Source organism: Bombella favorum, assembly GCF_014048475.1.
In the GTDB taxonomy this organism is placed as follows: Bacteria; Pseudomonadota; Alphaproteobacteria; order Acetobacterales; family Acetobacteraceae; genus Bombella; species Bombella favorum.
In genome coordinates this window covers 1,088,696-1,114,578 of record NZ_NWUS01000001.1, presented here as the reverse complement: position 1 = coordinate 1,114,578, position 25,883 = coordinate 1,088,696, and the positions used below count along the sequence as shown (strand labels likewise).

23 protein-coding genes and 3 tRNA genes are annotated in these 25,883 nt (G+C 57.1%); 12 read left to right on the top strand and 14 right to left on the bottom strand.

Annotated features, from left to right (window positions below; all coding sequences use genetic code 11):
• Positions 1-5 precede the first annotated feature (5 nt).
• Positions 6-647 carry a GTP cyclohydrolase I FolE gene (gene folE, locus CPA57_RS05045; RefSeq protein WP_182081689.1) on the top strand — a complete coding sequence of 214 codons (642 nt, stop codon included), beginning with the start codon at positions 6-8 and terminating at the stop codon, positions 645-647.
• 8 nt (positions 648-655) lie between these two features.
• On the opposite strand, the gene CPA57_RS05040 is transcribed toward folE, so the two are convergent.
• The 6 genes from CPA57_RS05040 to CPA57_RS05015 all read right to left on the bottom strand — a co-directional run bounded on the left by CPA57_RS05040 (position 656) and on the right by CPA57_RS05015 (position 4,949).
• Positions 656-1,213 carry a 6-pyruvoyl trahydropterin synthase family protein gene (locus CPA57_RS05040; RefSeq protein WP_182081688.1) on the bottom strand — a complete coding sequence of 186 codons (558 nt, stop codon included), beginning with the start codon at positions 1,211-1,213 and terminating at the stop codon, positions 656-658.
• Positions 1,210-1,950, bottom strand: coding sequence for a 7-cyano-7-deazaguanine synthase QueC (gene queC / locus CPA57_RS05035; RefSeq protein ID WP_182081687.1), 741 nt, complete (start codon positions 1,948-1,950; stop codon positions 1,210-1,212). Before queC ends, CPA57_RS05040 begins: the two co-directional genes overlap by 4 nt.
• Positions 1,950-2,591: a 7-carboxy-7-deazaguanine synthase gene (gene queE, locus CPA57_RS05030; protein WP_182081686.1), complete on the bottom strand. Its 642-nt coding sequence runs from the start codon at positions 2,589-2,591 to the stop codon at positions 1,950-1,952. Before queE ends, queC begins: the two co-directional genes overlap by 1 nt.
• A gap of 140 nt (positions 2,592-2,731) precedes the next feature.
• Positions 2,732-2,808: transfer RNA gene (locus CPA57_RS05025), tRNA-Asp, on the bottom strand.
• A gap of 121 nt (positions 2,809-2,929) precedes the next feature.
• On the bottom strand, positions 2,930-3,874 hold the full coding sequence (locus CPA57_RS05020; protein ID WP_182081685.1) for a retroviral-like aspartic protease family protein: 945 nt from the start codon (positions 3,872-3,874) through the stop codon (positions 2,930-2,932).
• A 70-nt stretch (positions 3,875-3,944) separates the two neighbouring features.
• A complete protein-coding gene (locus CPA57_RS05015) occupies positions 3,945-4,949 on the bottom strand; it encodes a tyrosine recombinase XerC (protein WP_229709227.1) in 1,005 nt (334 codons plus the stop codon).
• A 34-nt stretch (positions 4,950-4,983) separates the two neighbouring features.
• Between CPA57_RS05015 and CPA57_RS05010 the strand changes: the two genes are divergently transcribed.
• A complete protein-coding gene (locus CPA57_RS05010) occupies positions 4,984-7,233 on the top strand; it encodes a primosomal protein N' (RefSeq protein ID WP_182081684.1) in 2,250 nt (749 codons plus the stop codon).
• A 15-nt stretch (positions 7,234-7,248) separates the two neighbouring features.
• On the opposite strand, the gene CPA57_RS05005 is transcribed toward CPA57_RS05010, so the two are convergent.
• A complete protein-coding gene (locus CPA57_RS05005; RefSeq protein ID WP_182081683.1) occupies positions 7,249-7,950 on the bottom strand; it encodes a tetratricopeptide repeat protein in 702 nt (233 codons plus the stop codon).
• Between the two features lie 27 nt (positions 7,951-7,977).
• Complete coding sequence (ykgO, locus tag CPA57_RS05000; protein ID WP_043561915.1) at positions 7,978-8,103, bottom strand: type B 50S ribosomal protein L36; 126 nt, start codon at positions 8,101-8,103, stop codon at positions 7,978-7,980.
• A 185-nt stretch (positions 8,104-8,288) separates the two neighbouring features.
• On the opposite strand from ykgO, the gene CPA57_RS04995 reads away from it, so the two are divergent.
• Positions 8,289-8,750, top strand: coding sequence for a hypothetical protein (locus CPA57_RS04995; protein WP_182081682.1), 462 nt, complete (start codon positions 8,289-8,291; stop codon positions 8,748-8,750).
• A 70-nt stretch (positions 8,751-8,820) separates the two neighbouring features.
• Here the strand turns inward: CPA57_RS04995 and CPA57_RS04990 are convergent, their stop codons facing one another.
• Genes CPA57_RS04990 through CPA57_RS04980 form a run of 3 tightly spaced genes read right to left on the bottom strand, consistent with a single transcriptional unit; the run spans position 8,821 to position 13,189 of the window.
• Positions 8,821-10,962, bottom strand: coding sequence for a S9 family peptidase (locus tag CPA57_RS04990; protein WP_182081681.1), 2,142 nt, complete (start codon positions 10,960-10,962; stop codon positions 8,821-8,823).
• A 52-nt stretch (positions 10,963-11,014) separates the two neighbouring features.
• Entirely contained in the window at positions 11,015-11,839 is an 825-nt protein-coding gene (locus CPA57_RS04985) for an aminotransferase class IV (RefSeq protein WP_182081680.1), read from the bottom strand.
• Between the two features lie 3 nt (positions 11,840-11,842).
• Positions 11,843-13,189 carry an anthranilate synthase component I family protein gene (locus tag CPA57_RS04980; protein ID WP_229709226.1) on the bottom strand — a complete coding sequence of 449 codons (1,347 nt, stop codon included), beginning with the start codon at positions 13,187-13,189 and terminating at the stop codon, positions 11,843-11,845.
• A gap of 128 nt (positions 13,190-13,317) precedes the next feature.
• Between CPA57_RS04980 and gyrA the strand changes: the two genes are divergently transcribed.
• From gyrA to CPA57_RS04935, 9 genes are all read left to right on the top strand, one after another.
• Positions 13,318-16,098, top strand: a complete 2,781-nt coding sequence (gene gyrA, locus CPA57_RS04975; RefSeq protein WP_182081847.1) for a DNA gyrase subunit A — start codon at positions 13,318-13,320, stop codon at positions 16,096-16,098.
• Positions 16,091-16,597 (top strand): pantetheine-phosphate adenylyltransferase, encoded by a 507-nt coding sequence (gene coaD, locus CPA57_RS04970; protein ID WP_182081679.1) that lies wholly within the window; start codon positions 16,091-16,093, stop codon positions 16,595-16,597. The genes gyrA and coaD overlap by 8 nt, the downstream gene beginning before the upstream one ends.
• 116 nt (positions 16,598-16,713) lie before the next feature.
• Positions 16,714-17,193, top strand: coding sequence for a peptidylprolyl isomerase (locus CPA57_RS04965; RefSeq protein ID WP_182081846.1), 480 nt, complete (start codon positions 16,714-16,716; stop codon positions 17,191-17,193).
• A 142-nt stretch (positions 17,194-17,335) separates the two neighbouring features.
• A tRNA-Lys gene (locus CPA57_RS04960) sits at positions 17,336-17,411 on the top strand.
• Between the two features lie 17 nt (positions 17,412-17,428).
• Positions 17,429-17,515: transfer RNA gene (locus CPA57_RS04955), tRNA-Leu, on the top strand.
• Between the two features lie 492 nt (positions 17,516-18,007).
• Positions 18,008-20,248, top strand: coding sequence for a catalase/peroxidase HPI (katG, locus tag CPA57_RS04950; protein ID WP_182081678.1), 2,241 nt, complete (start codon positions 18,008-18,010; stop codon positions 20,246-20,248).
• Between the two features lie 85 nt (positions 20,249-20,333).
• Positions 20,334-20,777, top strand: a complete 444-nt coding sequence (locus tag CPA57_RS04945) for a pseudoazurin (RefSeq protein ID WP_195805393.1) — start codon at positions 20,334-20,336, stop codon at positions 20,775-20,777.
• Between the two features lie 113 nt (positions 20,778-20,890).
• A complete protein-coding gene (locus CPA57_RS04940; protein ID WP_182081676.1) occupies positions 20,891-21,475 on the top strand; it encodes a cytochrome b in 585 nt (194 codons plus the stop codon).
• Between the two features lie 277 nt (positions 21,476-21,752).
• Positions 21,753-23,036 (top strand): cystathionine gamma-synthase family protein, encoded by a 1,284-nt coding sequence (locus CPA57_RS04935; RefSeq protein ID WP_182081675.1) that lies wholly within the window; start codon positions 21,753-21,755, stop codon positions 23,034-23,036.
• A gap of 81 nt (positions 23,037-23,117) precedes the next feature.
• Here the strand turns inward: CPA57_RS04935 and CPA57_RS04930 are convergent, their stop codons facing one another.
• From CPA57_RS04930 to CPA57_RS04920, 3 genes are read right to left on the bottom strand one after another with little or no spacing between them, the layout of a single operon-like run.
• Entirely contained in the window at positions 23,118-23,768 is a 651-nt protein-coding gene (locus CPA57_RS04930) for a methionine ABC transporter permease (protein WP_077397071.1), read from the bottom strand.
• Complete coding sequence (locus CPA57_RS04925; protein WP_182081845.1) at positions 23,749-24,786, bottom strand: methionine ABC transporter ATP-binding protein; 1,038 nt, start codon at positions 24,784-24,786, stop codon at positions 23,749-23,751. Before CPA57_RS04925 ends, CPA57_RS04930 begins: the two co-directional genes overlap by 20 nt.
• Positions 24,783-25,613: a MetQ/NlpA family ABC transporter substrate-binding protein gene (locus CPA57_RS04920; RefSeq protein ID WP_182081674.1), complete on the bottom strand. Its 831-nt coding sequence runs from the start codon at positions 25,611-25,613 to the stop codon at positions 24,783-24,785. Before CPA57_RS04920 ends, CPA57_RS04925 begins: the two co-directional genes overlap by 4 nt.
• Positions 25,614-25,883 lie beyond the last annotated feature (270 nt).

Sequence of the window (25,883 nt, the reverse complement as noted above, 5' to 3'; positions counted from 1 at the left end):
GCTGAATGTCAGCCAGTAAAACAGGGATTCCAGAGGCACAGGCTCCAACACCGGAGGGAGCCGCAGGTGCCATAACCCGGCCAGAGAATGCCATCAGCCGCATTGCCAGCGGTGTGCGGGAGCTTTTGCTGGCCATAGGGGAAGACCCATCCCGTGAGGGACTGCGGGACACGCCGGAGCGTGTGGCCAAGATGTATCTGGAGATTTTCTCCGGCTTGTATGAAGACCCACGGGATCATCTGAAAAAGCAGTTCAGTGCCGACCAGCATGGCGGCATGGTGCTGGTGAAGGACATTCGCTTTCAGTCCACCTGTGAGCATCATCTTTTGCCGGTTATGGGGCGGGCTCATGTTGCTTATCTACCTGAAGGTGGCCGCCTGACAGGGCTAAGCAAACTGGCCCGTGTTGTGGAGGGTTATGCCCGCCGTCCGCAGCTTCAGGAGCGTCTGACAGACCAGATCGTGCAGGCGATGGTAGAAGTGCTAGCCCCTAAGGCCGTTTTGGTCGTGGTGGAAGCCGAACATATGTGTATGAGCCTGCGGGGTGTGCGTAGTCCCGGTGCCACGACCGTAACAACGGGGTCTTACGGCCTTTGGGCTGAGGATGCACAGGCCCGTCAGGAAATCATGGCCCTGATGCGGGACTGATTTTGGTATCAGTCCCGGGTGGTATCGTCTGCTCGGTGCCACCAGCATTGATCTGCCGGACGACCCACGAGCGGGAGATAGAGGGTCGGATCGCCATGTAGGCGCACTGTGTTGGTGGGTGTTTCCTTGATCTCGAGCGAGGCAGGAGCTAACAGCCCGCCCTGTGCGGTTAGAAAGGCCTGAAGTTTGCTCATCAGCAGGGCAGCGAGCAGTTCCGTTGTCGGGTCGCCGGGCGTGACGACAAGGCGGTCCAGCCGCTGGGGCTCATGCTCGGCAAACCAACTCAGTAACGGGTCGGACTCGGAGAGCTGAAAACTGTGATCCATCCGCTCGTCAATAAAGCGGTGCCAGCGGCCTTTGGCTTCGGCAAAAGGCAGCAGCATGTTGCTGTGCCCATCCAGCCGTTGGTTCTGCTGCGGCGCATTGGGGCCGGGAACCAGTGTAACGGTGACATATTCATTATGCCCATGTGGAATCGCACAACGCTCGCTACAGCCCGAAATGAGCCTATGCCCCATGCAGAAACGCCGTGTGAAAATCAGTTCTGTCCGGGTGATGTCGCTCATGCCCCCTCCTGGTACTGTCGCCACCCCTCGGCACGCAGGGTACAGGCGGGACAATCTCCACAGCCGAATCCCCACGCATGTTCATGGGTGCGGTCTCCCTTATAACAGGAATGGCTTTCATGGCGGATGGTTTCTGTCAGCGCATTGCCTCCCAGATCGTGGCAAAGCTGCCATGTCTGTGCTTTGTTGATCCACATGAGCGGCGTGTGAAGCACAAAACGCTGCTCCATGCCCAGATTCAGGGCCACCTGAAGGGCCTTGATGGTATCATCCCGGCAGTCGGGGTAGCCGGAGTAATCCGTTTCACATACGCCGGTGATGATGTGACGTATGCTGCGGCGGAAGGCGAGGGCAGCGGCAAATGTCAGGAAGATCAGATTCCGGCCGGGCACGAAGGTGTTGGGTAGGCCGTTCTCCCCCATGCTGATTTCTGCATCCCGTGTTAGGGCGGTGTCGGAGAGGGCACCAAGGCTGGCAAGGTCGATTGTATGATCCTCACCCAGTTTTTTGGCCCAGTGGAGATTCTGGGCACTGATGCTCTGCCGGAGGGTGGTGCGGCAGTCCAGTTCCACAGCGTGGCGTTGCCCATAGGCAAAGCCAACCGTTTCCACATGGTCGAAATGATGCAGGGCCCACGCCAGACAAGTGGCGGAATCCTGCCCCCCGGAGAACAGGACAAGCGCACGGCGATTCTGGGCGGCCTGATGGCTGGCGGAAGGGGTGGAGGATGTCGTCATCAGGGAATCCCGATCAGTTTATGGGTTTGCAGGCTTAGCCGCCATTGTGGATGGCTCTGGCAATAGCGCACGGCTTTTTCTGTATTGGCAAGGCGTTCTGGCCCATCCATGGGCTGGAGCCAGAAATGCTGGAAATCGAGCGCAGCGAATTGTTCCGGTGATAGGGTCTGTTGAGGGTAGACGAGCTTCAGCTCATGGCCATGTGTCTGTTTTAGCGGCTGTCCGGGTTTGGGGCTGACGCAGACCCAGTCGATTCCTTCTGGGGCGAGGAGGCTGCCATTGGTTTCCACGGCGATGGTAAAGCCACGGGCCTTTACAGCGGCGATCAGTGCTGCATCAAGCTGGAGCAGCGGTTCCCCACCGGTGAAGACCACATAACGATGCGTCCCCTCTGCGGTGTGGGCTTGCCAGCAGTCATCCAGCGCAGCGGCTAGAGCTTCGGGCGTGGCAAAACGGCCTCCGCCGGGGCCGTCTGTCCCGATGAAGTCCGTATCGCAGAAGGTGCATTGGGCTTTGTGGCGGTCTTCTTCCCGGCCGGACCATAGATTGCAGCCGGTGAATCGGCAGAATATGGCGGCACGGCCGGAGTGAGCACCTTCACCTTGTAATGTGGCGAATAGTTCCTTGACGATATAAGGCATGGGCAGAGATGTCGGGCAGCTTCGTTCAGGATGCAAGGGTTTTCTTGCGTGAAGAAGCGGAAACACTCACCTGCGAGTAGGTGCAGATTGTAATTTGGGGGATAAGGGATAAAAAAAACGCCACCCTTCTAAAGAAGGAGTGGCGCGAGTGACGGGGCTCGAACCCGCGACCTCCGGCGTGACAGGCCGGCGCTCTAACCAACTGAGCTACACCCGCAGTCTTTCGCTTTTCTGAAAAAGCTTTGTTCCCTTGGGATGGCGTCTATCTAGCGGGATACGGGGGCATTGGCAATAGAGAAATATCACTTTTTTACGTTTTTCTTCATGAAGATCATTTTTTAGGGTTTCTGTATGAAAACAGCTCCTTCCGGCCCTGCCGAGAGCCAGAGTTGATGGTGGATCAGCCAATCAGCCCCCAGCAGCATGTCGGCTTGTTCATGCAGGGAGGTTACGGTCAGTACAGGGTGAAGTTGGGTCTGACCACCAAGGGTGAGGCGGTTAAAACGGTGCCAGTGGTAGCGGTGTTCCCTGTCGCCAATGCCTGCGCTGGTTCCGCCGGGGTCTCGGTCCAGTTCTTCCTTAGTAATGCCGAGCTTATGAACAAAATCCCGGCTTATAATGTGGGACCGGGCACCACTGTCGATCAGCGCAAGTCCTTTCTGGCCATCCAGCGTGAAGGGGATGAAGAAGCGATTACGGATGCGCTGGGAGGTGAGACGCTGCCCCGGTGTGGACCAGAAGGGCGGGTGACGGCAGAGGATGGAAGAGCTACGGATGTCCCACAGGCTGAGTTTATGATGGGGCAGGTCGAGGTCCAGATCATAATGACCGAGTAGGTCCATACCGATCAGCCCCAGCACGGGGGGCTGTATAGCGGGGAACCCCGGTAGGGCACCGAGTGGCAGGACAGGGTGACGGTAGGTGAGCTGGCCAAGCGTGATGGCCGCTAGCTGGATGGTCGGTACGACATGCCCCCGCCCGTCTGGCCCGGAGATGATGGTGGCATCTTCCTCATTGGGGGTGAGGTGGAGTCGGCCGATAGCATCAGGTGTCAGCAGGCTGCCTTCCGAACCTGTATCGACAATCATGGAAAGGGAGCGGCCATGAATCTGTGCCACGGTGGTCAGGTAATAGCCTGTTTCCTTGAGGGGTAGCGTGGTGATGTGCGTCTGGCGGCAGGTCGTTTCTGTCCTGGAGGCTCGGGCCGTAGGTATGGCAGAACTGCTTGCTGCCAGTACGAGGCTCACGAGAAGCGGGAGAAAGCGGGGGAAAGAAGTCGTCATGGTATGATGATGGAGCTGCCTAGAGCTGGCGGGGACTGAAGATGTAGCGGGTTGGGTCGGGAAGGGGCCGTCATCGGTTGGCACGGGGATGCGCCTTTTGCCAGACCTCCATGAGGTGATGTTCGTCTGCCAGCGTGTAGATCTGCGTGCTGGAGAGGCTGGCATGGCCCAGAAGTTCCTGAATTGTACGAAGGTCTGCCCCATTTTGTAGTAGATGGGACGCAAAGGCATGGCGCAGGGCGTGGGGTGTGGCGGAGTCGGGCAGCCCTTCGGACATGCGCCATTGCCTCATCGCCCGCTGGGCTACTGCCGGGTTGAGACGTCCCCCCCGTACACCGCAGAAAAGCGGCGCACTGGCATGAGGTGATGGATGGACGGCCAGCCAGCTTTCTAAAGCTTGTCGGACTTGCGGCAGAACAGGCACGGCCCGCTCTTTTCCGCCCTTCCCGGTGACGAACAGAATATCATCGCTGATGCGCTCGATATCCCCGACATTGAGGGCCAGCCCTTCGCTGATGCGAAGGCCAGCCCCGTAAAGCAGTGTGAAGAGGGCAGCATCCCGCAAGGCAAAGCCGTTATTGATCGTCTGGTCAGCAATGCCATCCGGTGCCATCTGGGCTGTTTCCGGTGTTAGGGGGCGGGGGAGCCGGGTTTTCAGGCGGGGGCTGCGGAGGAGGGTAAGAGCCGGATTCGTGATATGGTGTTCTTTTTCCAGATAACGGTAAAAGGCTCGTAAGGCGGAGATGCGGCGGGCACGGCTACGGGCGTGGCCATCGGGTGTATGGCGGCTGCCGGGGTGGAGGCGGGCCTCTTGCTCGGCTCGGTTTGTCTCATAGGCCAACCATGAGCGGAAATCAGACAAGGTCAGGCTGCCGAGTGATTCCAGTGGTAGGTCCCCCCCAAAATGACGGCTGAAGAAACCAAGAGCGAGTGAGACATCATGCAGATAGGCTGCTCGTGTGGCCTTGCTGGCCCGTTTCTCGTAGGTCAGCCAATCTTGCCAGGCCATAAGGGCATCATGGGCTGCATGAACGGTCATAGAGCGGGAGGAGGGGCTCCCTGATGGAAGGCTCATGGTATTTCCCTGCCGGAGAGGTTAGGATGAGGATATGGCAGAAAATAGCCTTCCTCCCCATAGCAGGAGAATGGGAGCCGGTCATCGTCTTTCCGTTCTGGTGCCTCGCCCTTTTGATGGTCCGCTGGATTACCGGTCCGATAGGCCTCTAGCACCGGGCACGTTGGTGCGTGTGCCGTTGGGGCGGCAGGAGCTGACGGGCTGTGTCTGGGATAGCCAGCCTTCTCACCTCCCTGTGGATTTCAGGCCCCCTTCCAAAGGGCGAGTGATTGCCTTTGAGAAACTGCGTTTCATTACGGGAGTGCTGGAGCATGTACCGCCCTTGCCGGAAGATTTGCGTCGGTTCATCGACTGGGTGGCGGCTTATGGGCTGAGTGCGCCGGGCATGGTTCTGGCAATTGCCCTGCGGGCCCCAGCACAAGCAGGCAACATGAAGCCCGCTATGGGGTGGGTACGAAAAGCCGGCCCCCTGCCAGATTCATTGCGTTTAACGCCAGCCCGTAAGGCAGTGCTGGCGGCTCTGGAGAGCCGAAGCCCCAGCAGTACGGCGATGTTGAGTGAGGAGAGTGGGGCCAGTGCAGCGGTGATTCGTGGTCTGGCTAATGCGGGGATTCTGGAAGAATGTCTCATGGAGGCTTCATCCTTTACCGAGCGGGCCGACCCAGACCATGCCCCCCCGATTCTGTCCGATGAGCAGGCCGAAGCTGCCGAGGCTTTGGTAGCCGGGGTGGAAGAACGGGCCTTTAATGTCACGCTGCTAGAGGGGGTGACAGGCTCTGGCAAAACGGAAGTCTATTTCGAGGCTGTGGCGGCGTGTCTGAAACAAGGGCGGCAAGTGTTGGTGCTTTTGCCGGAGATTGTTTTGACAGCCCAGTGGACAGACCGGTTCGAGCGGCGGTTTGGCATCCGGCCTGCTATCTGGCATTCCGAGCTAGGGCAGAAGACACGGCGTGAAACATGGTGCGCCATTGCAGAGGGGCGGCAGCAGGTCGTTGTAGGGGCACGCTCTGCTTTGTTTCTTCCCTTTGCTCACCTTGGGCTTGTGGTAGTCGATGAGGAGCATGAGAACACCTATAAGCAGGAAGAGGGTGTCCTCTATCACGGGCGGGATATGGCCATTGTGCGGGCCCGTCTGGTGCAGGGGGCGGTGATTCTCGCTTCCGCAACGCCCTCTATGGAAACGCTGGTTAATGTGCAGAAAGGCCGCTTCCGTCACGAAGTGCTGGAGGCCCGGCACGGGACGGCTCAAATGCCGGAGATCAGCCTGATTGACATGAAGGAGAATGGCCCGGAGCGGGGGCAGTTTCTGTCCCCTTTGCTGTGTGAAAGTATCGAAGAGCGGATGAAGGCCGGGGAGCAGAGTATGCTGTTCCTCAACCGGCGTGGTTATGCGCCGATGACGATATGCCGGGCGTGCGGGCATCGTTTGCAATGTCCTCATTGTTCGGCATGGATGGTGGAACACAGGCGGCGGCGGATTCTGGCCTGTCATCATTGTGAATATACCCAGCCGCTCATTAGCTCTTGTTCAGCCTGTGGTGCGCAGGACAGTTTGGTGCCGATTGGGCCGGGTGTGGAGCGGATCCACGAGGAGGCGCAGGCCCGCTTCCCAGATGCCCGGTTGCTGAGCATGGCATCTGATACGCTCACCTCTCCCACGGCGATGGAAGAAGCGGTACGGAAAATCTCCAACAAGGAGGTGGACCTGATCATCGGTACGCAGGTTGTGGCTAAGGGGTGGCATTTCCCAGATTTGACCCTTGTCGGTGTGGTGGATGCTGACCTTGGGCTGGGTGGGGGTGATCTACGGGCGGCGGAACGGACCATGCAGCTGTTGCATCAGGTGGCGGGGCGTGCGGGGCGTGGCACAAAGCCGGGGCAGGTCATGTTGCAAAGTTATGCAGGGGATCACCCGGTGATGAAGGCGCTTTTGGCTAACGACTTTATCAGCTTCATGGAGCAGGAGGCTGCTCAGCGTCGCCCTGGTTTTTGGCCACCTTATGGGCGGCTGGCTGCGGTGATTGTCAGTGCCCCGAAGGAGCGGCAGGCCGAGGAATTAGCCCGTTTGCTGGCCATGCACGCCCCACGGGGAGAGGGGATTCAGGTTCTGGGGCCAGCTCCTGCTCCGTTGGCCCTGCTGCGGGACCGCTACCGTTTCCGCCTCTTACTGCGAACCCGGCGCGACATTGCCTTGCAGCCTCTGTTACGGCGTTGGCTGGATGGTGCACCCCGTAAGAATGATGCTCGCATTGATGTGGATGTGGACCCGGTATCCTTCATGTAAATGAGGATGGATCGATCAGTCCGGGGTGCCGTTGGCCTGTTGTTCTAGCTGTCTGTAGCGTTTTTGCCCGTTAGGGAGCAGAGGGGCGTGTGTTAGGGCCTCGGTATAGGCGTGGAGAGCCTGATGGGGGTGGTGGAGATGCTCTTGCGTGTGGGCCAGTATATCCCAGCTTTGGGCATCGCCGGGATCATGGACTAGAGCAACCTGTAGGTCCTGCACGGCTCCTGTCAGGTCGTTACCGAGAAAACGTATGGCGGCCCGTTGGCGGCGGAGAAACGCATTATCTGGTTGAAGTGTCAGGGCAGCAGAGAGGGTCGTCTCAGCTTCAGTTATATGGCCTTGTTTTAGGCTGTCCTGTGCCTCGTTGAGCAGGATGCGGCCACTGTTTTTCACGCTATAGAGTCGCAGAGTATCAGCCTTTTTCATCAGGCTTTGCGCTTTCTGGTCATCTTGCTCGCTGGCGATGGCCTGTTCAGTCTGTTCAAGCTTTTCTTGTAGGGTCAGACTGTGCGGTTTAGGGGGAGTAGAAGTAGCGTGGGGCGTCACATGGTTTTTTGTCGGCCCGTGTGTTGGGGAGGCAGCTGTGACCCTAGGGGCTATGCTCGCCAGAGCCATAAAAAAAGCCCCCAGCCGTAGGGCAGGAGGCTTCAGCCTCCTAAAAGAGGCTATACGCTGCAGAGCGTTACAGACAGAGCGGTGCAGCGGAGCCGTGGACATGCCGCACCATCCCATCAGTCTGCCAGCTCAGCCCTGACGGGCCTTCATACGTGGGTTCTGCTTATTGATGACGTACACGCGGCCACGGCGACGCACGACACGGCAGTTTTTGTCACGAACCTTGGCGGATTTCAGGCTGTTACGGATCTTCATGATGTTCAGGCTCCCCGACAGAAAAGACAGGCCAGCCAGCCTTGCGGTTGGCGGCTCTTACAGTGCAGGGCTAAAACGCCCGCGAAACTTGGGGTCCGCATACCCTGTCAGAAGGGGGCGAGTCAAGGTTATGTGGGCTAAAACCCCATTTTCTTCCTGATCCTTTTCGGATTATGGTAGCGGGCATGACCCAGTGTCCATCCTTTTCTCTTTCGTCTTTTCGTTGCTTTGTGTCTGTTCTGGTGTTGGGGGGTGTTTGTCTCGCCAGCCCGGCATGGGCGGGTGGTTCTGCCCGGACGGATGATGATGACCCGTCTGTGAACGCTAAAGGTGTTGTCGTGAACAATATCCTCGCTGTTCTGCGGGTTAGTCCAAACTCAGCCGGCCAGTCCTGCCTGAAGAATCTGGATGAGATGCACAAGGTGCAGAAGCAGCTTGATGTAGAAGAAACAGCCCAGCGCAGTGTTGATATTGGTCTGGTACGGGATGTGCTGGAATCGGACATGGAGAGCGTCATCGCCAGCTGCGGTAAAGATGCTCGTACGGCCTGCGAGGGAGGGGCTGCTGGGCAGAATGCACGGGTAAGCAAAATATGTTCCCAGCTTTCCGACCTCGATTCGGATGAGCAGAGCGACGATCTTCAGTGAACTGATGAGGCGGTTCTGAAAAAGCCCCCTGCTCCATGAGGTGAGCAGGGGGCTTTTTCATAATGGAGTATCAGCCTTCAGCCCGTTTGAGGCTCCAGAGGGCAAAAGCCTGCACGAGGGCGACTTCTTTCAGGCGAGCAAAGCGTCCTGAAGACCCGCCATGTCCTGCCTCCATATTGATCTGACAGAGGAAAGGGCCGCCCCGAGCTTCTTCACGCAAGCGGGCAATCCATTTTGCAGGCTCCCAGTAAGTCACCCGTGGGTCAGATAGCCCCCCCATTGCCAGAATCGCCGGATAAGTAACCGGACGAATATTGTCATAAGGGGAGTAGCTGGCGATGAGATCGTAGGCCTCCGGGTCTGTCAGCGGGTTCCCCCATTCTGGCCATTCCGGCGGGGTGAGCGGCAGGGAGACGTCCGACATGGTGTTGAGCATATCTACGAACGGCACCTGCGCGGCGATACCGGCAAACAACTCTGGGGCCATGTTGGCAATGGCACCCATCAACAACCCACCAGCAGAGCCACCATGCGCCACGATGCGGCGGGGGGCGGTGTAGCCTTTGGCAATCAAATGCCGGGCGCAGCTGATGAAGTCGGTAAAGCTGTTGGTTTTTTTAGTGGCCCGTCCTTTAAGGAACCAGTTCCAGCCCTTTTCACTGCCGCCTCGTACATGGGCCGTAGCGTAAATCACGCCACGATCCACGAGGCTGAGGGCCGTGGTGGAGAAGTTAGCTTCCATGGAGATGCCGTAAGAGCCATAGCCGTAGAGCAACATGGGGTTTTTCCCGTTCAGCTCCGTACCCTTCTTCATCAGAATGGTGATGGGCACCATGGCCCCATCATCGGCCTGTGCAAAGAGGCGGCGTGTCTCATAAGCGGCGGGATCATGCCCGGAAGGAACCTCCCGGATTTTGCGGAGCATCTTCTCGCCGGTTTGCATATCGTAATCATACCAGTGCGCCGGTGTGGTGGGGGACTGGTAGATATAGCGCAGGATAGGCTGTTCATATTCCAGAACACCTAGCAGGCTGAGCGTATAAGCGGGCTCATCCATGCTGATATGACGGGCGTGATGGCGGATGTCGCCCTTGTCAGCATCCTTACGGCTGAGGGTGAAGATTTCCGTATTGCCGTTGCGCCGTTCCATCCATGCCAGATGGTCCTTTCCAGTGCTGACACCAAGCAGGAAGTGCCCATCCTCATAAGGGAGGAACTCCTGCCAGTGGCCACGGTCTGGTGTGGCTTCTGGGGCTGTCATCAGTTTGAAGTCCACAGCACCGCCCGCATTGGTGAGGATGATGAAGCGGTCATTCCAATGGGTTAGGCTGTAGCGTTCCCCTCGCACCAGCGGGGCAGCGACTTTTGGGGGGGCTGTCGGGTTAGAGGCTGGGATGAGCAGAGTCTCGTTTGTGTCGTGGTCGCCCCGCTCAATGGCGATCCACTTTCGGGAGGCACTGACGCCAATGCTGAGGAAGAAGCCGGGGTCTGTCTCGTCAAAAATGAGTGTGTCTTCCCCACCCAGAAGTGGGCGGCGATAGATGCGGGAGGGGCGGCCATTATCGTCCCGGTAGATCCAGAACAGATACTGGCTATCCGGTGAGAGGGTGAAGCTGCCTGTGCTGCTTTCCACGGCGGGGGCGCAGAGCGTGCCAGTGGAGAGGTCTTTGACCTGAATCCGGTACACTTCCGAGCCTTGCACGTCTTCGGCATAGACGTAGTAGCGGTGGTCTTCCGTGTGAGCAGCCTGTGCGAGGCTATAGAAGCTGTGTTGAGCGGCCAGTTTGTTTACATCCAGCAGGATTTCTTCTGGTCCATCAGCTTCATTGGTATCGGCTTTGCGGGGGCGGCGGACATGGAGCGGATATTGGGCGTCTTTTTCAAAGCGCAGGCTGTAGAGCCACGGGCCACTCGGCAGGGGCACGGATTCCTCTGCGGGCGGGATGCGGCCGACCATTTCTTTGAAGAGTTCTTCCTGAAGCGGCACCGTCTCGGCTAGCACGGCATCCGTATAGGCATTTTCCTGCGTCAGGTGGGAGCGGATATCTTCCTGCAGAACAGCCGGGTCGCGCAGGACCTTTTGCCAGTTTTCATCTTTCATCCATGCGTAGGAATCTGTGCGGGTACGGCCAAGCTGTTCCAGCACGATGGGGTTGCGCCGGGCTACGGGGGCCTTAGGCAGGGAGGTGGTGGTGTGTTTATCAGCAGTCATGGAGAGAGATGTGGCGGTTGAGCAGGAGGGATTCAATGGCTGGGAAGGATCGTCATGGGGTGTCATAGAGAAAATGGCTTAACCGGGCTGTTTGTTCTGGTTGGAGTGGTAGCTTATGCGCCCCTATGGCGGTGACGGGCGTTAGGCTTAGAGCTGTGACGAGCCATGCGCCCCGAAACTGGGGAATGTCGGCTTCCAGCAGGGGGCGGTCTGTGCAGAGGGTGGCAGAGAGTAAGCGAGCACGGGAGATACCGGGCAGAATCCCGGCGGAGAGGGGCGGCGTGATGATCTGTCCGTCGTCCATTAGGGCTAGAAAACTGGCGGCGGTCGCTTCGGCAATCTCGCCCTCGTGGGTAAGCCAGAGGGCGTCATCGGCTCCTAGTTCCTGAGCTTCCATGCGGGCGAGGATGGCGGGCAGGGCACTGATGGACTTTACCCGGTTCAGCACGGCCTGTCGGTCCCTCCGTTGCGTGCTGATATGCAGCCGGACGGGATGCGGGGCATGGTTGGGCGGTGGGGCTGTGGTGATGAGCAGCGTAGTATGAGGTGTGGCGGGCGGTGCCAGCCCCCGAGGGCCGGGGCCCCGTGTAAGGGTTAGGCGGGCGGAGCCATCTGTTAGGCCATTGGCGGCGATTAAACGGCCTAGGGCGGTTTGGATGATGTCCCGTTTAGGGGGCGGGAGGTGCAGGATGCGGCAGCCCTCTTCTAGTCGGGTGAGGTGGGCTGCCAAAAAGGGAATCTGCCCATTGCGGAGTTGCATGGTTTCAAAAAGCCCATCACCTAGCAGCAGGCCCCGGTCCTGCGCCGTAATGGTTGGGCTATCCGCTGGGAAAAGATCATTGTTTAGCCAGAGATAAGGGCAGGGGGATGCGGGCATGGGTTAGCGTCCGTGAGTGTGCAACACATTCAGCAACGGGGCCGCCTTGAGGCACATTTCTTCATATTCCCGTTCTGGATGGGAGGGATAGGTAATGCCCCCGCCTGCACCTATTTTTAGATGATCCGTTGTCGCACTAATGCTGCGGATGATGACGGCACTATCCAATGCTCCATCCCATCCCAGCCGGAAGAGCGTGCCACAATAAGCGCCTCTGGCGGAGGTCTCGACCTCATCGATGATTTCTAAGGCCCGATATTTCGGAGCCCCTGTGACGGACCCGGGAGGGATCGTAGCTGCTAGCAGGTCGGCTGCGTCATATCCGGCTCGTAGCTGCCCTGTCACACTGGAGACGAGATGATGAACATGGGCAAAGCGTTCCACGGCAAAAAGCTGGGGGACGTCCACGCTACCTAGCTGGCAGACTCGCCCGATGTCGTGGCGCATCAGGTCGGTGATCATCAGATTCTCGGCGAGTTCTTTCTCGTCATGGCGGAGAGCGTCTTTCAGGGTGTCATTCTGCTGTGGGTCGGTGCTGATAGGGCAGGTTCCCTTGATGGGCCGTGTTTCGATCTGTCCTTGATGGTCTAATGAGAGGAACCGCTCGACCGAGGCACTGAGCAACGTGAAGTCCGGCGTATGGAACCATGCTCCGAAAGGTGCCGGGCAGGCTGTGCGGAGCTGTTCATACAGGTGGGGCAGGTTCAGTCCTGCCGGGCGGGAGGCAACCCAGCGCATGGTCAGGTTGGCCTGAAAAATATCCCCTGCCGCAATATAATCCCGCACAGTGCGGACGGCGGCCTGCCATGTGCCGGCACTCTGCTCCGGCATGGCTGTGATGGCAGGGTAGCTATGGGGTGGAGGGAGGACGGCAGGCACTTCTGGCGGGGGGAGGCCGTCTATGCTGGCCCACCAGAGTTTCTGCTCCAGCCTATCAATAATGAACAGGTCCCGGCAGGCTAGAGCTGTGAAGGCGGGGCAGTCCGTTTCATGGCGGGATGTTAGTCCCTCACAGGCCATGCCAGCCTCATAACTGAGCAGACCGATCACCCCACCGGTGAAGGGAAGGTCGGGGGAAGAGGGAGAGGAGAGCTCGCTGTTTGGTGCATGAGCAGCCAGAAATTCCCGAAGATGCCGGGGAAAAAGGTGCATCTCTGTTAACGGAAGTGTGACCTGCCCGGCTGGCTGGGGGCAAAGGAAGCTCCAGCGGTGTCGCTCCTGCTCTGCTGGCCCGCCACTATCGAGAAAGACGGAACTGTCTTCATCCCGGCAGAGAGGAAAAAGCCGTTCTGGTGGCTGCCACGGTAGTTCGGTGATGTGGGGGACAGAAGAAGGGGCGGACAGGAACAAACTAGGCACCTGATGCAGAATGGGTTATGCTTAATGACTAACCATTACAGAAAACGGGTGGACCTGTCTTGAGCGAGCCGCACGATATTTTGCCTTCCGACCGCCTCCCGGTGACGATTGAGGAGGAAATGCGTTCCTCCTATCTGGCCTATGCGATGTCGGTGATTGTTTCCCGTGCGCTGCCAGATGTGCGTGATGGCCTCAAACCTGTGCATCGGCGTATTTTGTACGCCATGCGGGAGAGTGGCTTCACGGCGGACAAGCCTTACCGTAAATCGGCCCGCGCGGTCGGTGACGTAATGGGTAAATATCACCCTCATGGTGATAGCTCCATTTACGACGCTATGGTTCGTATGGCGCAGTCTTGGTCCATGCGTGTGCGGCTGGTGGATGGTCAAGGTAACTTCGGGTCTGTCGATGGCGATAGTCCGGCGGCCATGCGTTATACCGAGGCCCGACTGGCAAAGTCCTCCTCTTTCCTGTTGGATGATATTGACCGGGATACGGTTGCTTTCCAGCCCAACTATGATGAAAGCGAGCAGGAGCCGCAGGTTCTTCCAGCTGCTTTTCCTAATCTTCTGGTTAATGGGGCATCCGGTATTGCGGTGGGTATGGCCACCAATATTCCGCCTCATAATCCGGGTGAGGTGATTGATGCCGTTCTGGCCCTGATCGCTAATCCGGATATGACGCTGGAAGAATTGATGCAGATTGTTCCGGGGCCGGACTTCCCGACCGGGGGAATCATCATGGGCCGTCGGGGCATCCGGCAGGCTTATGAGACAGGCCGTGGCTCTATCCCTGTCCGTGCTCGTGCCGAGATTGAGGAGATCCGCAAGGACCGCTTCGCCATTGTGGTGACGGAGATTCCTTATCAGGTTAACAAAGCCACCCTGCAGGAGAAGATTGCCGATCTCGTCCGCTCCAAGGACATTGAAGGTATTTCCGATATTCGGGACGAAAGCGACCGTTCTGGCATGCGGGTGGTGATCGAGCTGAAGCGTGATGCTACGCCAGAAGTGGTGCTGAATCAGCTTTACCGTTTCACCCAGCTACAGACGAGCTTCAGCGTCAACATGTTGGCGTTGGATGAAGGCCGCCCCCGTACGATGGGGCTGCGGGATGTGCTGGATGCCTTTATCCGCTTTCGTGAGGATGTGATTCTCCGCCGTGCCCGGTTCGACCTGAACAAGGCGAGGGACCGGGGGCATTTGCTGGTTGGTCTGGTGTTGGCTGTCGCCAATATTGATGAGGTCATTGCCCTCATCCGTTCCGCCCCGGATGCTGCCACGGCCCGTGAACAGCTGATGACCCGCACATGGCCTGCTGCCGATGTGGAGCCGCTGCTGGAGTTGATCCACGATGAAGGCAATGTGATTGTTGATGGCCGTGTGCATCTGACAGAAGCGCAGGCCCGTGGCATTCTGGAACTGCGCCTCCAGCGTTTGACTGGTTTGGAGCGTGAGAAGATTCAGGGCGAATTGGCAGAAGTCAGTGCTCGCATCACGGAGCTTCTGGAGATCATTGGCAGCCATGTGCGCCGTATGGAGGTCATGCGGGACGAGCTTCAGGCCGCCCGTGCTGCCTTGGCTGACCCACGCTGCACGGAAATCTCCGATGCGCTGGGCGATCAGTCTGACGAGAGCCTGATCGAGCCGGGCCAGATGGTGGTGACCATCACACGGGATGGCTTCATCAAGCGTACGCCGTTGGAACTGTTCCGCTCGCAGAACCGTGGTGGCCGTGGCCGTACGGCAGCGGGGCGGCGTGGTGATGACATCGTTATTCGCAGCTTTAATGCCCATACGCATCAGTGGGTGCTGTTCTTCTCCTCTGGCGGAAAGGCCTATCGGATGAAGGTCTGGCACCTGCCGGAAGCAGCCCCGACAGCCAAAGGGCGGGCACTGGTCAATCTGCTGCCAGAGCTGGGTGAAGACACCATTACAGCCGTTCTGCCTCTCCCGCAGGATGAAGAGCTGTGGGAGGACCTGCACCTCGTCTTCGCTACGGCAAGCGGGAACGTGCGGCGTAACCGTCTCAGCGATTTCCGCAATATCCGTTCTTCTGGCTTGATTGCCATGAAGCTGGATGAGAATGATCTTTTGATCGGCGTGGCAACGTGCCGTGAGGGGCAGGATGTGTTCCTTGCCACCCGTAATGCTCGAGCCATTCGCTTCCAGATTACAGATGATGTGCTGCGTGTCTTCGCAGGCCGTGGCAGCACTGGCGTGCGTGGCATCCGTCTTGCTGATGGCGACCGTGTCGTGTCCCTTGCCGTTCTGAATCACGTTGAAGCCAGCGTGGAGGAGCGGGCGGCCTACCTCCGGGCTGCCAATGCTCATCGCCGTGTTCTTGCCGCTCAGTCCGGGGATGACGGGCTGGAAGAAGAGATCGAGGACAATAGCGAGCTGGCTTCTGATGAGGAAGGGCTGGAGGAGATTCTGGCCGACAGCCCGCTGAGCGAAGACCGTTATGCTGAGCTGGAGGCACAGGAGCAGATTCTACTTACTGTGACGGATACAGGCTTCGGGCGGCGTTCTTCGGCCTATGATTACCGTGTTTCCGGCCGTGGTGGGCAGGGCATAAACAACATGACCTTCTCCAATGCCCGCCGTGGGCGTGAGGTGGTGGGCACGCTCGTGACGCTGGATGGCACGGATGTGATGATGGTGACCGATACAGGCCGCCTCATCCGTCTGCCGGTCGAGCAGGTGCGTGTTATGTCCCGTCAGGCGGGGGGTGTGACGCTCTTCCGTGTGGATGGTGATGAGCGCATCATCAGCGTGTTCCCCGTGATGGAAGATGACACGGAGACGGAAGACGGTGCGGAGGCCGAGGGCACTGCCAGCACAGAAGGCGGCGAGACGGCGTCTGCTCCTTCAGCGGATGGTGATAAGGCGGATGACTGACCGGCGCATCGGTTTCTATCCTGGTACGTTTGACCCGATCACCTTCGGTCATCTGGACGTGATAGACCGGGCGGCGGCCCTGTTCGATCATGTCGTGGTTGGGGTCGCCGTGAATGATGCCAAAGGGCCTTTGCTGGGCTTTGAGGAGCGGCGGGAGCTGATAGAGCAGGAAGTGGCCACTCTTCCGCATAATGATCGCATCTCCGTCGTCGGGTTTGATACGCTGCTGGTGGATGCCGTAAGGCGGGCCGGGGCGGGGACGGTGATCCGAGGGCTGCGCTCCGCTGGGGATTTTGACTTCGAGACCCAGCTTTCCGGTGCGCTGCGGCGTCTGGCCCCGGAGATTGAAACAGTTTTCCTTCTGGCATCCGAGAGCCACCGCACGACGGCGAGCCGGATCGTGAAGGAAATTGCCCGTCTTGGGGGGGATATTTCCCCATTTGTCAGCCCCATGACGGCCCGTCTCGTACGGGCAAAATTGACAGGAGAACAGAGATGAGACGGCGGCATTTTATTGCTGGTCTTGTAGCAGTCTCTGCCATGACCGGTGGAACCCTGACACAGGCACAGGCTGGTGATCAGGATGGTAATGATCAGCTCAGGGAGAGCACGACAATGACAGATACAACAACAGGCAAGAAGCTGGTTCTGGAGCTGAAGGATGGCAGAGTGGTCATCGCTCTGCGTCCCGATTTGGCCCCTAAGGCTGTGGAGCGTCTGGAGACGCTGGCTAATGATGGCTTCTATAACGGTGTGAAATTTCACCGTGTGATTGAAGGCTTCATGGCTCAGAGCGGTGACCCGACAGGTACAGGCACAGGTGGTAGCAGCTATCCGGACCTGCCGGCCGAGTTCAGCCAGACGGCTACATTTGACCGTGGTACGCTGGGTATGGCCCGTACGATGGACCCGAACTCCGCTAACAGCCAGTTCTTCATCATGTTCGACCGTGTGCCGTCCCTGGATGGCCAGTACACCATTGCTGGTCAGGTGATTGAGGGCATGGAGCATGTAGATAAGATCAAGCGTGGCTCTGGTTCTTCCGGTATGGTTCAGAACCCGGATCACATCATCAAGGCTTATATCGAAAACTGATGTAATCGCTTGAAAAGGTGACGATTCTTATCCGCATGGAGTGTCATTGTCCGTGCGGATAAAGAAAATCGTAAGGGGGACGTTTTCTGACCCTATCGGGGTTGACGCTCCCCCAGTGAGCAGGTAGATAGCCTCCTCAAGTGAACCGGTAGCTCAGTTGGTAGAGCATTCGACTTTTAATCGAATGGTCCTGGGTTCGAGTCCCAGCCGGTTCACCATACTCGTAAGAGTGTGTGCCCAGATGGCGGAATTGGTAGACGCGCAGGCTTCAGGTGCCTGTGTCCGCAAGGACGTGGAAGTTCGAGTCTTCTTCTGGGCACCAATATTTTTCCCGAAGAAAAAATGATTTACATCAAAGCAGTTCGGTTAGGCTGGTAATACTGCCTTCGTTGCTGGATGAATATTTAATAGCTGATAAAAGCGGCCCTTCTATTTTACGGGGTGAGTGGGCTGGAAGAGGGTATATTAACGCCAGATGGCGGGGGTGTGCGGGTCATATTTTGGATGGAAAGCGCAACCATGGAATGGCGGAAAACCTTCATAAAATGAACAATAAATTTAATATGAGAGCTTTATATCAGTAGTTCCTCTTGTATATGTGTTAACTTTCATATATGAGAAAGGGTTATTTTGAAACGAGTTGACCTATAAGAGTTATTAAAAATAACGATTTACTTGTTTCATCCCCTACCGATAATATAAATCCTGCGATGTATAGTAGTGGCGTGGGGTACGGTTCTGATCAGATCGTGCTTGGCTCGTTGTTGCTATGCAATCTGTCGAGATCTTATCCATGAATAGGGAACTGATCAGGATGAAATTGAAGAATTTCGGGGCAGCTCTGCTGATTGCCAGCACGACCCTGACATCTTTCGCCTCTGCAGCTATGGCTGCCGATGTTCCGAGCCCGAACCAGTATTACTGGCCGAAGGGCATGAATCTGGCCAAGCTGCGTGCTCACGATGCAGAGTCTGATCCGTACGGTGCAGATTATTACACGAACTATCACAAGAAGTTCGAGCAGCTGAACCTGCAGGAAGTCCGCAAGGACATTGAGAAGGTCATGCTGACCTCTCAGCCTTGGTGGCCGGCTGACTACGGCAACTATGGTCCGTTCTTCATCCGTATGGCTTGGCACAATGCTGGTACGTACCGTGCCATCGACGGCCGTGGTGGTGAAGAAGGTGCTCAGCAGCGTTTCGCTCAGCTGAATGACTGGCCGGATAACGCCAGCCTCGATAAGGCTAAGCGTCTTCTGTGGCCCGTCAAGAAGAAGTACGGTGAGAAGCTCTCCTGGGGTGACCTTATCGTTCTGACTGGTGACGTTGCGCTGAACCAGATGGGCTTCAAGACACTCGGCTTCGTCGGTGGTCGTCCGGATGACTGGCAGTCCGAGCTGATCTACTGGGGTCCGGGCACCACGTTCTTCCCGAACAAGAGCTCCTTCCAGGTCGGTCAGAATGGTACTCTGAAGCACCCGCTGGCTGCTACACACATGGGTCTGATCTATGTGAACCCGGAAGGCCCGAACGGCGATCCTGATCCTGCCAAGTCTGCCCAGATGATCCGTCTGGCATTCGGCCGTATGGCTATGAATGACGAAGAGACTGTGGCGCTGATCGCTGGTGGTCATACCTTCGGTAAGGCTCACGGTGCTCATCCGAACTCCTGCCTGAGTGGTCCGCCGGTTGCCAACGGTGTTGAGCATCAGGGTCTGGGCTGGGCCGATCACTGCATTAAGGGCAAGCAGACAGCTGACGATGCCTCCACCAGTGGTCTGGAAGGCTCCTGGTCTGCCGATCCGATCCACTTCACCACGCAGTACATTGACAACCTGCTGAACAATGACTGGGTGCTGGGCACAAGCCCGACCGGTGCTCATCAGTGGCACACCAAGACGGATGACAAGATTGCGCCGGATCCGGCCAACCCGAATGATCCGTCCAAGATGCGTCCGATCATGATGTTCACCACGGACATCGCCCTGAAGAATGATCCGGTCTACCACAAGATCCTTGCCCGTTGGGCTGAGCATCCGAATGAGTTCGCTGATGCCTTCGCTCGTGCATGGTTCAAGCTGGTTGTCCGCGACATGGGTCCGAAGAGCCGCTACTTCGGTAGCGAAGTCCCGAAGGAAACATTCGTGTGGCAGGATCCGGTCAACATGCCGGCCAAGCCGATCAACCAGGCTGACGTTCGTGAGCTGCGCAAGCTGATCGCTGCAACCGGTCTGTCCGATCGTGAGCTGATCAAGACGGCATGGGCTGCTGCTTCTTCTCATCGTGTGACCGACCACCGCGGTGGTGCTAACGGTGGCCGTCTGGCTCTGATGCCGCAGAACGGCTGGGCCGTGAACGATCCGGAAGAGCTGAAGACCATCCTGCCGAAGCTCGAGAAGGTTCGTGACAGCTTCAATGCTCACAGCGCCCGCAAGGTTGCTCTGGCTGATATCATCGTTCTCGGCGGTAGCGTCGGTATCGAGGATGCTGCCAAGAAGGCTGGTGTGAAGATCCAGGTGCCGTTTGCTCCGGGCCGTGGCGATGCCACACAGGACCAGACAGACGTCAACTCCTTCAACCTGCTGGAGCCGACAGCTGACGCCTTCCGTAACTACTATCGTGCAGATGCGGACAACACACCGCCTCTGAACGCTATGGTGGACAAGGCTGATACACTGGGTCTGACCATCCCTGAGATGACAGTCCTGCTGGGTGGCCTGCGTACTCTGGACATCAACACGGGTCACTCCGCTAACGGTGTGCTGACGAAGAACCCGGGTGCTCTGAGCACGGACTTCTTCACCAACGTGCTGACGATGGACACACGCTGGGAGAAGGTTGCTGGTCAGGAAGACCTCTATGAGGGCTTTGACCGTGCCTCCGGCCAGAAGCAGTGGACAGCCACCGACGTGGATCTGGTCTTCGGTGCTAACCCTGAGCTGCGTGCCGTTGCTGAGGTTTATGCCTCCAACGACGGTAAGGCGAAGTTCTACAACGACTTCGTGAAGGCTTGGACGAAGGTGATGAACCTCGACCGCTTTGACCTGCAGCGCTAAGATCTGTTTCTTCTAATAAAAGAAGAATCAGAACGCATTCCGCCGGGGTTCGTCCCCGGCGGTTTGTTAAGAAGTGGAGGATAGTATGTTGAAATTTGCTGGTGGTGCTTTCGCCCTGTTTATGGCAACAGCCCTGTCCGCCACGGCGGCCACGGTTGATGTGCAGATGCTGAGCCATGGCACACATGGTTATTCTTTCGAGCCGGCTGTCGTTTATATTCATTCTGGCGATAGCGTGCATTTCGTGCCGACGGATAAGGGCCACAATGTCCAGTCCATTCCGGGCATGACACCTGATGGGGCCGAGCCCATCAATGTTCCTTTCAGTCAGGAAAAGACTGTCCAGTTTACCAAATCCGGCCTGTACGGGTACAAGTGCCTGCCGCATGCTTCCCTGGGTATGGTCGGCCTGGTTGTTGTTGATAATGCGAATAATGAAGCCCAAGCCCGTAAAGTTACGTTTTATGGGAGGGCTAAGCAGCGTTTTAATGAGCTGTTCCAGGATGTGGACAGCAAGAAGGGCAAGTAAGAGAGGTCTGGCCTGAAGGTCGGAGACTGCTTATTGTCGGGTCGGCTCCTTTGTTCCGTTTCGTGGAGGCAGAGGGGCCGATTTTTTTATTCCATGATCTATGGAGGCAATGCGTGTCAGAGCAAGTGGAAATAGGGGCTGGCCAGCCAGCACGTTACGATGCGGTGACTATCTTCCTGCATTGGGTGATTGCCCTGCTGGTTCTCTTTATGATCGGTCTTGGCTTGTACATGGACCACATCCCCGTCAACGACCCGGTGCCTCTGCATCAGCTCCACAAGTCTGTCGGCATTGTGACCATGCTGCTGATCGTAGTGCGTGTCATCTGGCGTTTGACGCATAAGGCTCCATCGCTGCCGAAGGATATGTTGCCAGCTCAGCGCATGGCAATTGGTGGGATGGAGGGGATTCTTTATCTCTTTCAGATTTTCCTGCCAGCAACAGGCTGGTTGATGGTCTCCTCCATGGCTATGCCGATTGTGTTGTTCGGTTTGGTGTCATGGCCGCTGATCCCTCTGCCGCAAAGTGTGATGGATAGCGGAACCTTGGCTGAAGTCATGCCGGATATCCATAATTGGCTCGCTTGGGTTTTTGGGGGCTTTATCGCCCTGCATGTACTGGCCGCTCTGTATCATCGTTTCATTAAGAAGGATCAGATTGTGGACCGTATTTTGCCGCGGCACGGTGCTGGGCGGTAAGGCTGTTCAGATTTCTGGTAGGCTGATTAATACGCACCCCTGTCGTGAGATGGGGGTGTTTTTTTATGGCGGCAGAGGGCGGTTTCATATTTCTTTATCCGTTTTGGGGGATGTGGTATCAAACAACGAAGCTAGGAAGGATATAAGGGAAACAACATATCCTAATCTTGCTTTCCAGACTGGCTGCCGTAGTGCTGGAGTGGGCACCATCTGGCAGCTATGAGGCTGGGTAGATGGATCACATACAGGCTAGGTACCTTCTGAAGGAAAATTTCCAATGGTGTCAGATCACAAAAAGACCCATATCGGCAGTCATAAACTGCACCCCGAGACACAGATGCTCAATTACGGCTACGACCCGGCCCTTTCGGAGGGAGCGGTTAAGCCGCCCGTGTTCCTGACATCAACCTTCGTTTTTCCTACAGCGGAAGATGGACGGGATTTCTTCGATTATGTTTCTGGCAGGAAAGAGCCGCCCGAGGGCAAAGGGCAGGGGCTTGTTTATTCCCGCTTTAACCACCCCAATAGTGAGATTGTAGAAGACCGTCTGGCTGTTTATGAAGAGGCCGAGCGTGGGGTGCTGTTTTCTTCTGGCATGTCCGCTATTGCGACTACGTTGCTGGCCTATGCCCGCCCCGGCGATGTGATTCTCCACTCCCAGCCGCTTTATGGTGGTACGGAAACGCTTTTGACCAAGACGATGGCGTCTTTGGGTATCAAGTCCGTAGGGTTGGGAAACTGTGGTGTGGATGAGGCCACCATGCGTGAGGCCGCAGAGCTGGCCACTGCGGAAGGCCGTGTCGCTCTTATCCTGATTGAGACCCCAGCCAACCCGACTAATGGGCTTGTGGATCTAACTCTGGTACGCCGCATTGCCGAGGAAATTGAGACGAAGCAGGGCAGCCGCCCTGTCATTGTCTGTGATAATACGCTGCTTGGTCCGCTCTATCAGCACCCGTTGAAACATGGGGCTGATCTCTCCCTGTACTCCCTGACCAAATATGTCGGTGGTCATTCCGACCTTGTGGCCGGGGCTGTGCTGGGTAGCGAGGCCATGACCCGCCCGGTGCGCCAGCTTCGTGGGGCTATTGGCACCCATCTGGATCCGCATAGCTGCTGGATGCTGGGGCGTTCTTTGGAGACGTTGGGACTGCGTATGGAACGGGCTACGCTCAATGCGCAGCGTGTGGCAGAGCTGCTGCGTGACCATGCCAAAGTCAACAAGGTGCATTTCCCTCCTTTCTATCAGGCTGATTCAGCTGAAGGAAAAGTCTATGCCCGCCAATGCAGCGGTGCCGGTTCGACCTTCTCCTTTGATATTGAAGGGGGGGAGCCAGCCGCTTTCCGTTTCCTCAATGCACTGAAGATCATGAAACTGGCTGTCAGTCTGGGCGGTACGGAGTCTCTGGCCAGTCATCCAGCCACGATGACCCATTCTGGTGTGCCGAAAGAGGTGCGGGAACGTTTTGGTGTTACGTCCTCCACCGTGCGCCTTTCCATCGGTGTGGAGCACATTGAGGACCTTCTGGTGGATGTAAAACAGGCTCTGGACGCCGCCTAATACAGGATGGTCTGAGTTAATGAAAAAAGCCCGTCTTCTAAACAGGAGACGGGCTTTTTTTGATGTTCGATGGGTTGGAGCTCAGTGCTTCAGCCAACGGGCTAGACTGTTGCCAAGGACCTGCATCAGGCTGACCATGATGATAAGGACCACCACAACCCCAAACATAACGGTCGTGTTGAAACGCTGATAGCCGTAGCGGATAGCCAGATCACCCAGCCCGCCAGCACCGATGACGCCTGCCATAGCCGAGGCCCCCACCATGGTGATGAGCGTGACTGTCACACCGGTGACCAGCCCTGGCAGGGCTTCAGCGATTAGGACGGAGCGAATAATGGTCATGCGTGTACCACCCATGGCCCGAACAGCATCCACAAGGCCAGAATCCACCTCACGTAACGCCATTTCCGCAATGCGGGCAAAATAGGGGATCCCAGCAATGGAAAGCGGTACGATGGCGGCTTCTGTTCCCAGTGATGTCCCCGCAATAAAACGTGTAACGGGGATGAGCAGCACCAGCAGGATGATGAAAGGCACAGCCCGGACAGCATCTACCACCATACCCATCAGCCGGGCTGCAAAGGGCAGGCGGTAAAGCCCTTGTGGGCCAGTGGCGATCATAAACAGGGCCAGAGGCAGCCCGAGGATGACAGAAAGGGCCGTGGAGGCCACGACCATTTCTAGCGTCTGCCATGTGGAATGGAGAATCAGCTTAAGAATGAGAGGGGACATATCCCAGAATCTCCATGTTCTGCGCTGCCATTTTCAGATGGCTCAGGGCCTGTTCCGTTCTATCCCCTTTCAGACTGAGGATCATGTCGCCACTCAGATGTTCGCCAACAGTCGTCACACCACCCTGAAGTAGAGCCGCCTGCACGCCAAATTGTGCGGATAGTTCGCTGAAGAGTGGTGCGCTGGCACTGTCACCGCTCAGGACTAACCGAATGATGGTCTTATGGGGGCCTTGCTGCGGGGTGTCAGCCAGTGTTCCAGTAAGGAAGGTGGGCAGGGAAGGGCGGATATCGGCCAGAAGGGTCTGGAGAGTCCGGTTGTTTTGACCATCCCGGAGGAAGTCCAGCAGGGTACCGTCTTCAACAAGGCGGCCATGGTCAAGGACCAAAATCCTCTGCGCAAAGCGGCGGACTACATCCATTTCATGCGTAATGAGGACGATGGTTAATCCTAGCTTCCGGTTGATGTCAGCCAGCAGATTGAGAATGGAATTGGTGGATTCCGGGTCCAGCGCAGATGTGGCCTCGTCGCAGAGAAGCAATGTTGGGTTGGCAGCCAGTGCCCGGGCGATGCCGACACGCTGCTTCTGCCCGCCAGAAAGCTGGGAGGGATATTTCTTCTCAAAACCCTTCAGCCCGACAAGGTCCAGCAGTTCCGCAATACGTGCGGCCTGCTCCTTACGGGGGCATCCAGCGATCTGGAGGGGCAGGGCGATGTTACCTGCCACGGTGCGGGATGTCAGCAGGTTGAAATGTTGGAAGACCAGACCAATCCGGCGGCGGATGCGGACAAGTTGACGCTCTGGCTGGGTGGTGAGGTCCACGCCATCAAGCAGGATATGGCCTTGCTGAGGGCGTTCCAACGCACACAGGCAACGGAGCAGGGTGGATTTCCCTGCCCCGGAGCGACCGATCAGCCCTACGACTTCCCCCTGTTTCACCGAGAAGGAAATATCCTGTAGGGCCGTATGTTGGCCGAAACTGTGGGTAACGTGCTGTATGTCGAGGATAGGGTTCATGGCCACGCAGGTGTGACTGTGCCGTGATAGATGTCCAGAATGAGCTGATGAACATTCGGCTGATGGTAGCTTTCTACCAGCGGCTTGACCCATTCTGCGTTGGCGTCACTCTCATTGACAGAGATAAAGTTGACGTAAGGATTGTTCTTTAGCCCTTCGACGCCAATGCGCTCTTGCTCGGAAATGCCAGCCTTGCGTGCCCAGTCCATATTAACAACGGCAGCGTCCAGATCAGGCAGGGAGCGGCCAACCACACCGGCATCCAGCTCTTCGATAGAGATGTTGCGGGGGTTTTCGGTGACATCCAGCGCTGTGGGGAAGAGGCCAGAATCGGCAGGCAGGCGGATCAGCCCCAATGTTTCCAGCACATGCAGGGCACGGCCCTCATTGCTGGGGTCGTTGGGGATACCGATGCGGGCATTCTTCGGAATATCAGCAACGGAATGCCATTTGTGAGAATACAGGCCGATCGGCTGGAAGTACGTATCACCAACCGGGATGATCTTATAACCATGAGCCTTTATCTGGGCATCAAGGAAAGGACGATGCTGGAAAGCATTGGCGTCCACATCATGCTCCGATAGGGCCTCATTAGGCGTGTTATAGTCGGAGAAAGGGACGATCTTTAGCGTCAGGCCACGCTGTGCAGCATTTTGGCTGACAAGCCGCCAGATATCTTCATCCTCACCGGACATGATACCGATTTTCAGCGTACGGTTTTCGGCATGGGCGATCCCTGGCAGGGCGAGGCCAAGGGCAGCGGCACCAGCCAACCCTGTTGAAAGGCCAAGAAAATGGCGCCGGGAAAGGAAGGAAGACCGGGACATGATAGTACCTTTCAACATTCAGGAGTGGATAAGTACGGTATCATAAACAGTTCCACGAGGGTGGAAAAGCACCGTCTGGGCCGCACCACTGTATTCCGTTTGGACGAAATGCTCTCTCTGGCCGAGAAGGCCGTGCGTGGGAAGAGTTTTTAGCGGGTCACTCTGTTCTGTCAAGGTAAAGAGATGACCATATGAACAGTTAATGATAGAGGAATATAAAGGCTAGCGCATATATACTGGTTATAGAAGATCGCCTCGCTGGTTTTGCTC

What these genes read in the sequence shown, in the direction of transcription:
- folE (WP_182081689.1), top strand. Translation starts at nt 6, where the DNA reads ATGTCAGCCAGTAAAACAGGGATTCCAGAGGCACAGGCTCCAACACCG.
- CPA57_RS05040 (WP_182081688.1), bottom strand. Translation starts at nt 1,213, where the DNA reads ATGAGCGACATCACCCGGACAGAACTGATTTTCACACGGCGTTTCTGC.
- queC (WP_182081687.1), bottom strand. Translation starts at nt 1,950, where the DNA reads ATGACGACATCCTCCACCCCTTCCGCCAGCCATCAGGCCGCCCAGAAT.
- queE (WP_182081686.1), bottom strand. Translation starts at nt 2,591, where the DNA reads ATGCCTTATATCGTCAAGGAACTATTCGCCACATTACAAGGTGAAGGT.
- CPA57_RS05020 (WP_182081685.1), bottom strand. Translation starts at nt 3,874, where the DNA reads ATGACGACTTCTTTCCCCCGCTTTCTCCCGCTTCTCGTGAGCCTCGTA.
- CPA57_RS05015 (WP_229709227.1), bottom strand. Translation starts at nt 4,949, where the DNA reads ATGAGCCTTCCATCAGGGAGCCCCTCCTCCCGCTCTATGACCGTTCAT.
- CPA57_RS05010 (WP_182081684.1), top strand. Translation starts at nt 4,984, where the DNA reads ATGGCAGAAAATAGCCTTCCTCCCCATAGCAGGAGAATGGGAGCCGGT.
- CPA57_RS05005 (WP_182081683.1), bottom strand. Translation starts at nt 7,950, where the DNA reads ATGTCCACGGCTCCGCTGCACCGCTCTGTCTGTAACGCTCTGCAGCGT.
- ykgO (WP_043561915.1), bottom strand. Translation starts at nt 8,103, where the DNA reads ATGAAGATCCGTAACAGCCTGAAATCCGCCAAGGTTCGTGACAAAAAC.
- CPA57_RS04995 (WP_182081682.1), top strand. Translation starts at nt 8,289, where the DNA reads ATGACCCAGTGTCCATCCTTTTCTCTTTCGTCTTTTCGTTGCTTTGTG.
- CPA57_RS04990 (WP_182081681.1), bottom strand. Translation starts at nt 10,962, where the DNA reads ATGACTGCTGATAAACACACCACCACCTCCCTGCCTAAGGCCCCCGTA.
- CPA57_RS04985 (WP_182081680.1), bottom strand. Translation starts at nt 11,839, where the DNA reads ATGCCCGCATCCCCCTGCCCTTATCTCTGGCTAAACAATGATCTTTTC.
- gyrA (WP_182081847.1), top strand. Translation starts at nt 13,318, where the DNA reads ATGCGTTCCTCCTATCTGGCCTATGCGATGTCGGTGATTGTTTCCCGT.
- coaD (WP_182081679.1), top strand. Translation starts at nt 16,091, where the DNA reads ATGACTGACCGGCGCATCGGTTTCTATCCTGGTACGTTTGACCCGATC.
- CPA57_RS04965 (WP_182081846.1), top strand. Translation starts at nt 16,714, where the DNA reads ATGACAGATACAACAACAGGCAAGAAGCTGGTTCTGGAGCTGAAGGAT.
- katG (WP_182081678.1), top strand. Translation starts at nt 18,008, where the DNA reads ATGAAATTGAAGAATTTCGGGGCAGCTCTGCTGATTGCCAGCACGACC.
- CPA57_RS04945 (WP_195805393.1), top strand. Translation starts at nt 20,334, where the DNA reads ATGTTGAAATTTGCTGGTGGTGCTTTCGCCCTGTTTATGGCAACAGCC.
- CPA57_RS04935 (WP_182081675.1), top strand. Translation starts at nt 21,753, where the DNA reads ATGGTGTCAGATCACAAAAAGACCCATATCGGCAGTCATAAACTGCAC.
- CPA57_RS04930 (WP_077397071.1), bottom strand. Translation starts at nt 23,768, where the DNA reads ATGTCCCCTCTCATTCTTAAGCTGATTCTCCATTCCACATGGCAGACG.
- CPA57_RS04925 (WP_182081845.1), bottom strand. Translation starts at nt 24,786, where the DNA reads ATGAACCCTATCCTCGACATACAGCACGTTACCCACAGTTTCGGCCAA.
- CPA57_RS04920 (WP_182081674.1), bottom strand. Translation starts at nt 25,613, where the DNA reads ATGTCCCGGTCTTCCTTCCTTTCCCGGCGCCATTTTCTTGGCCTTTCA.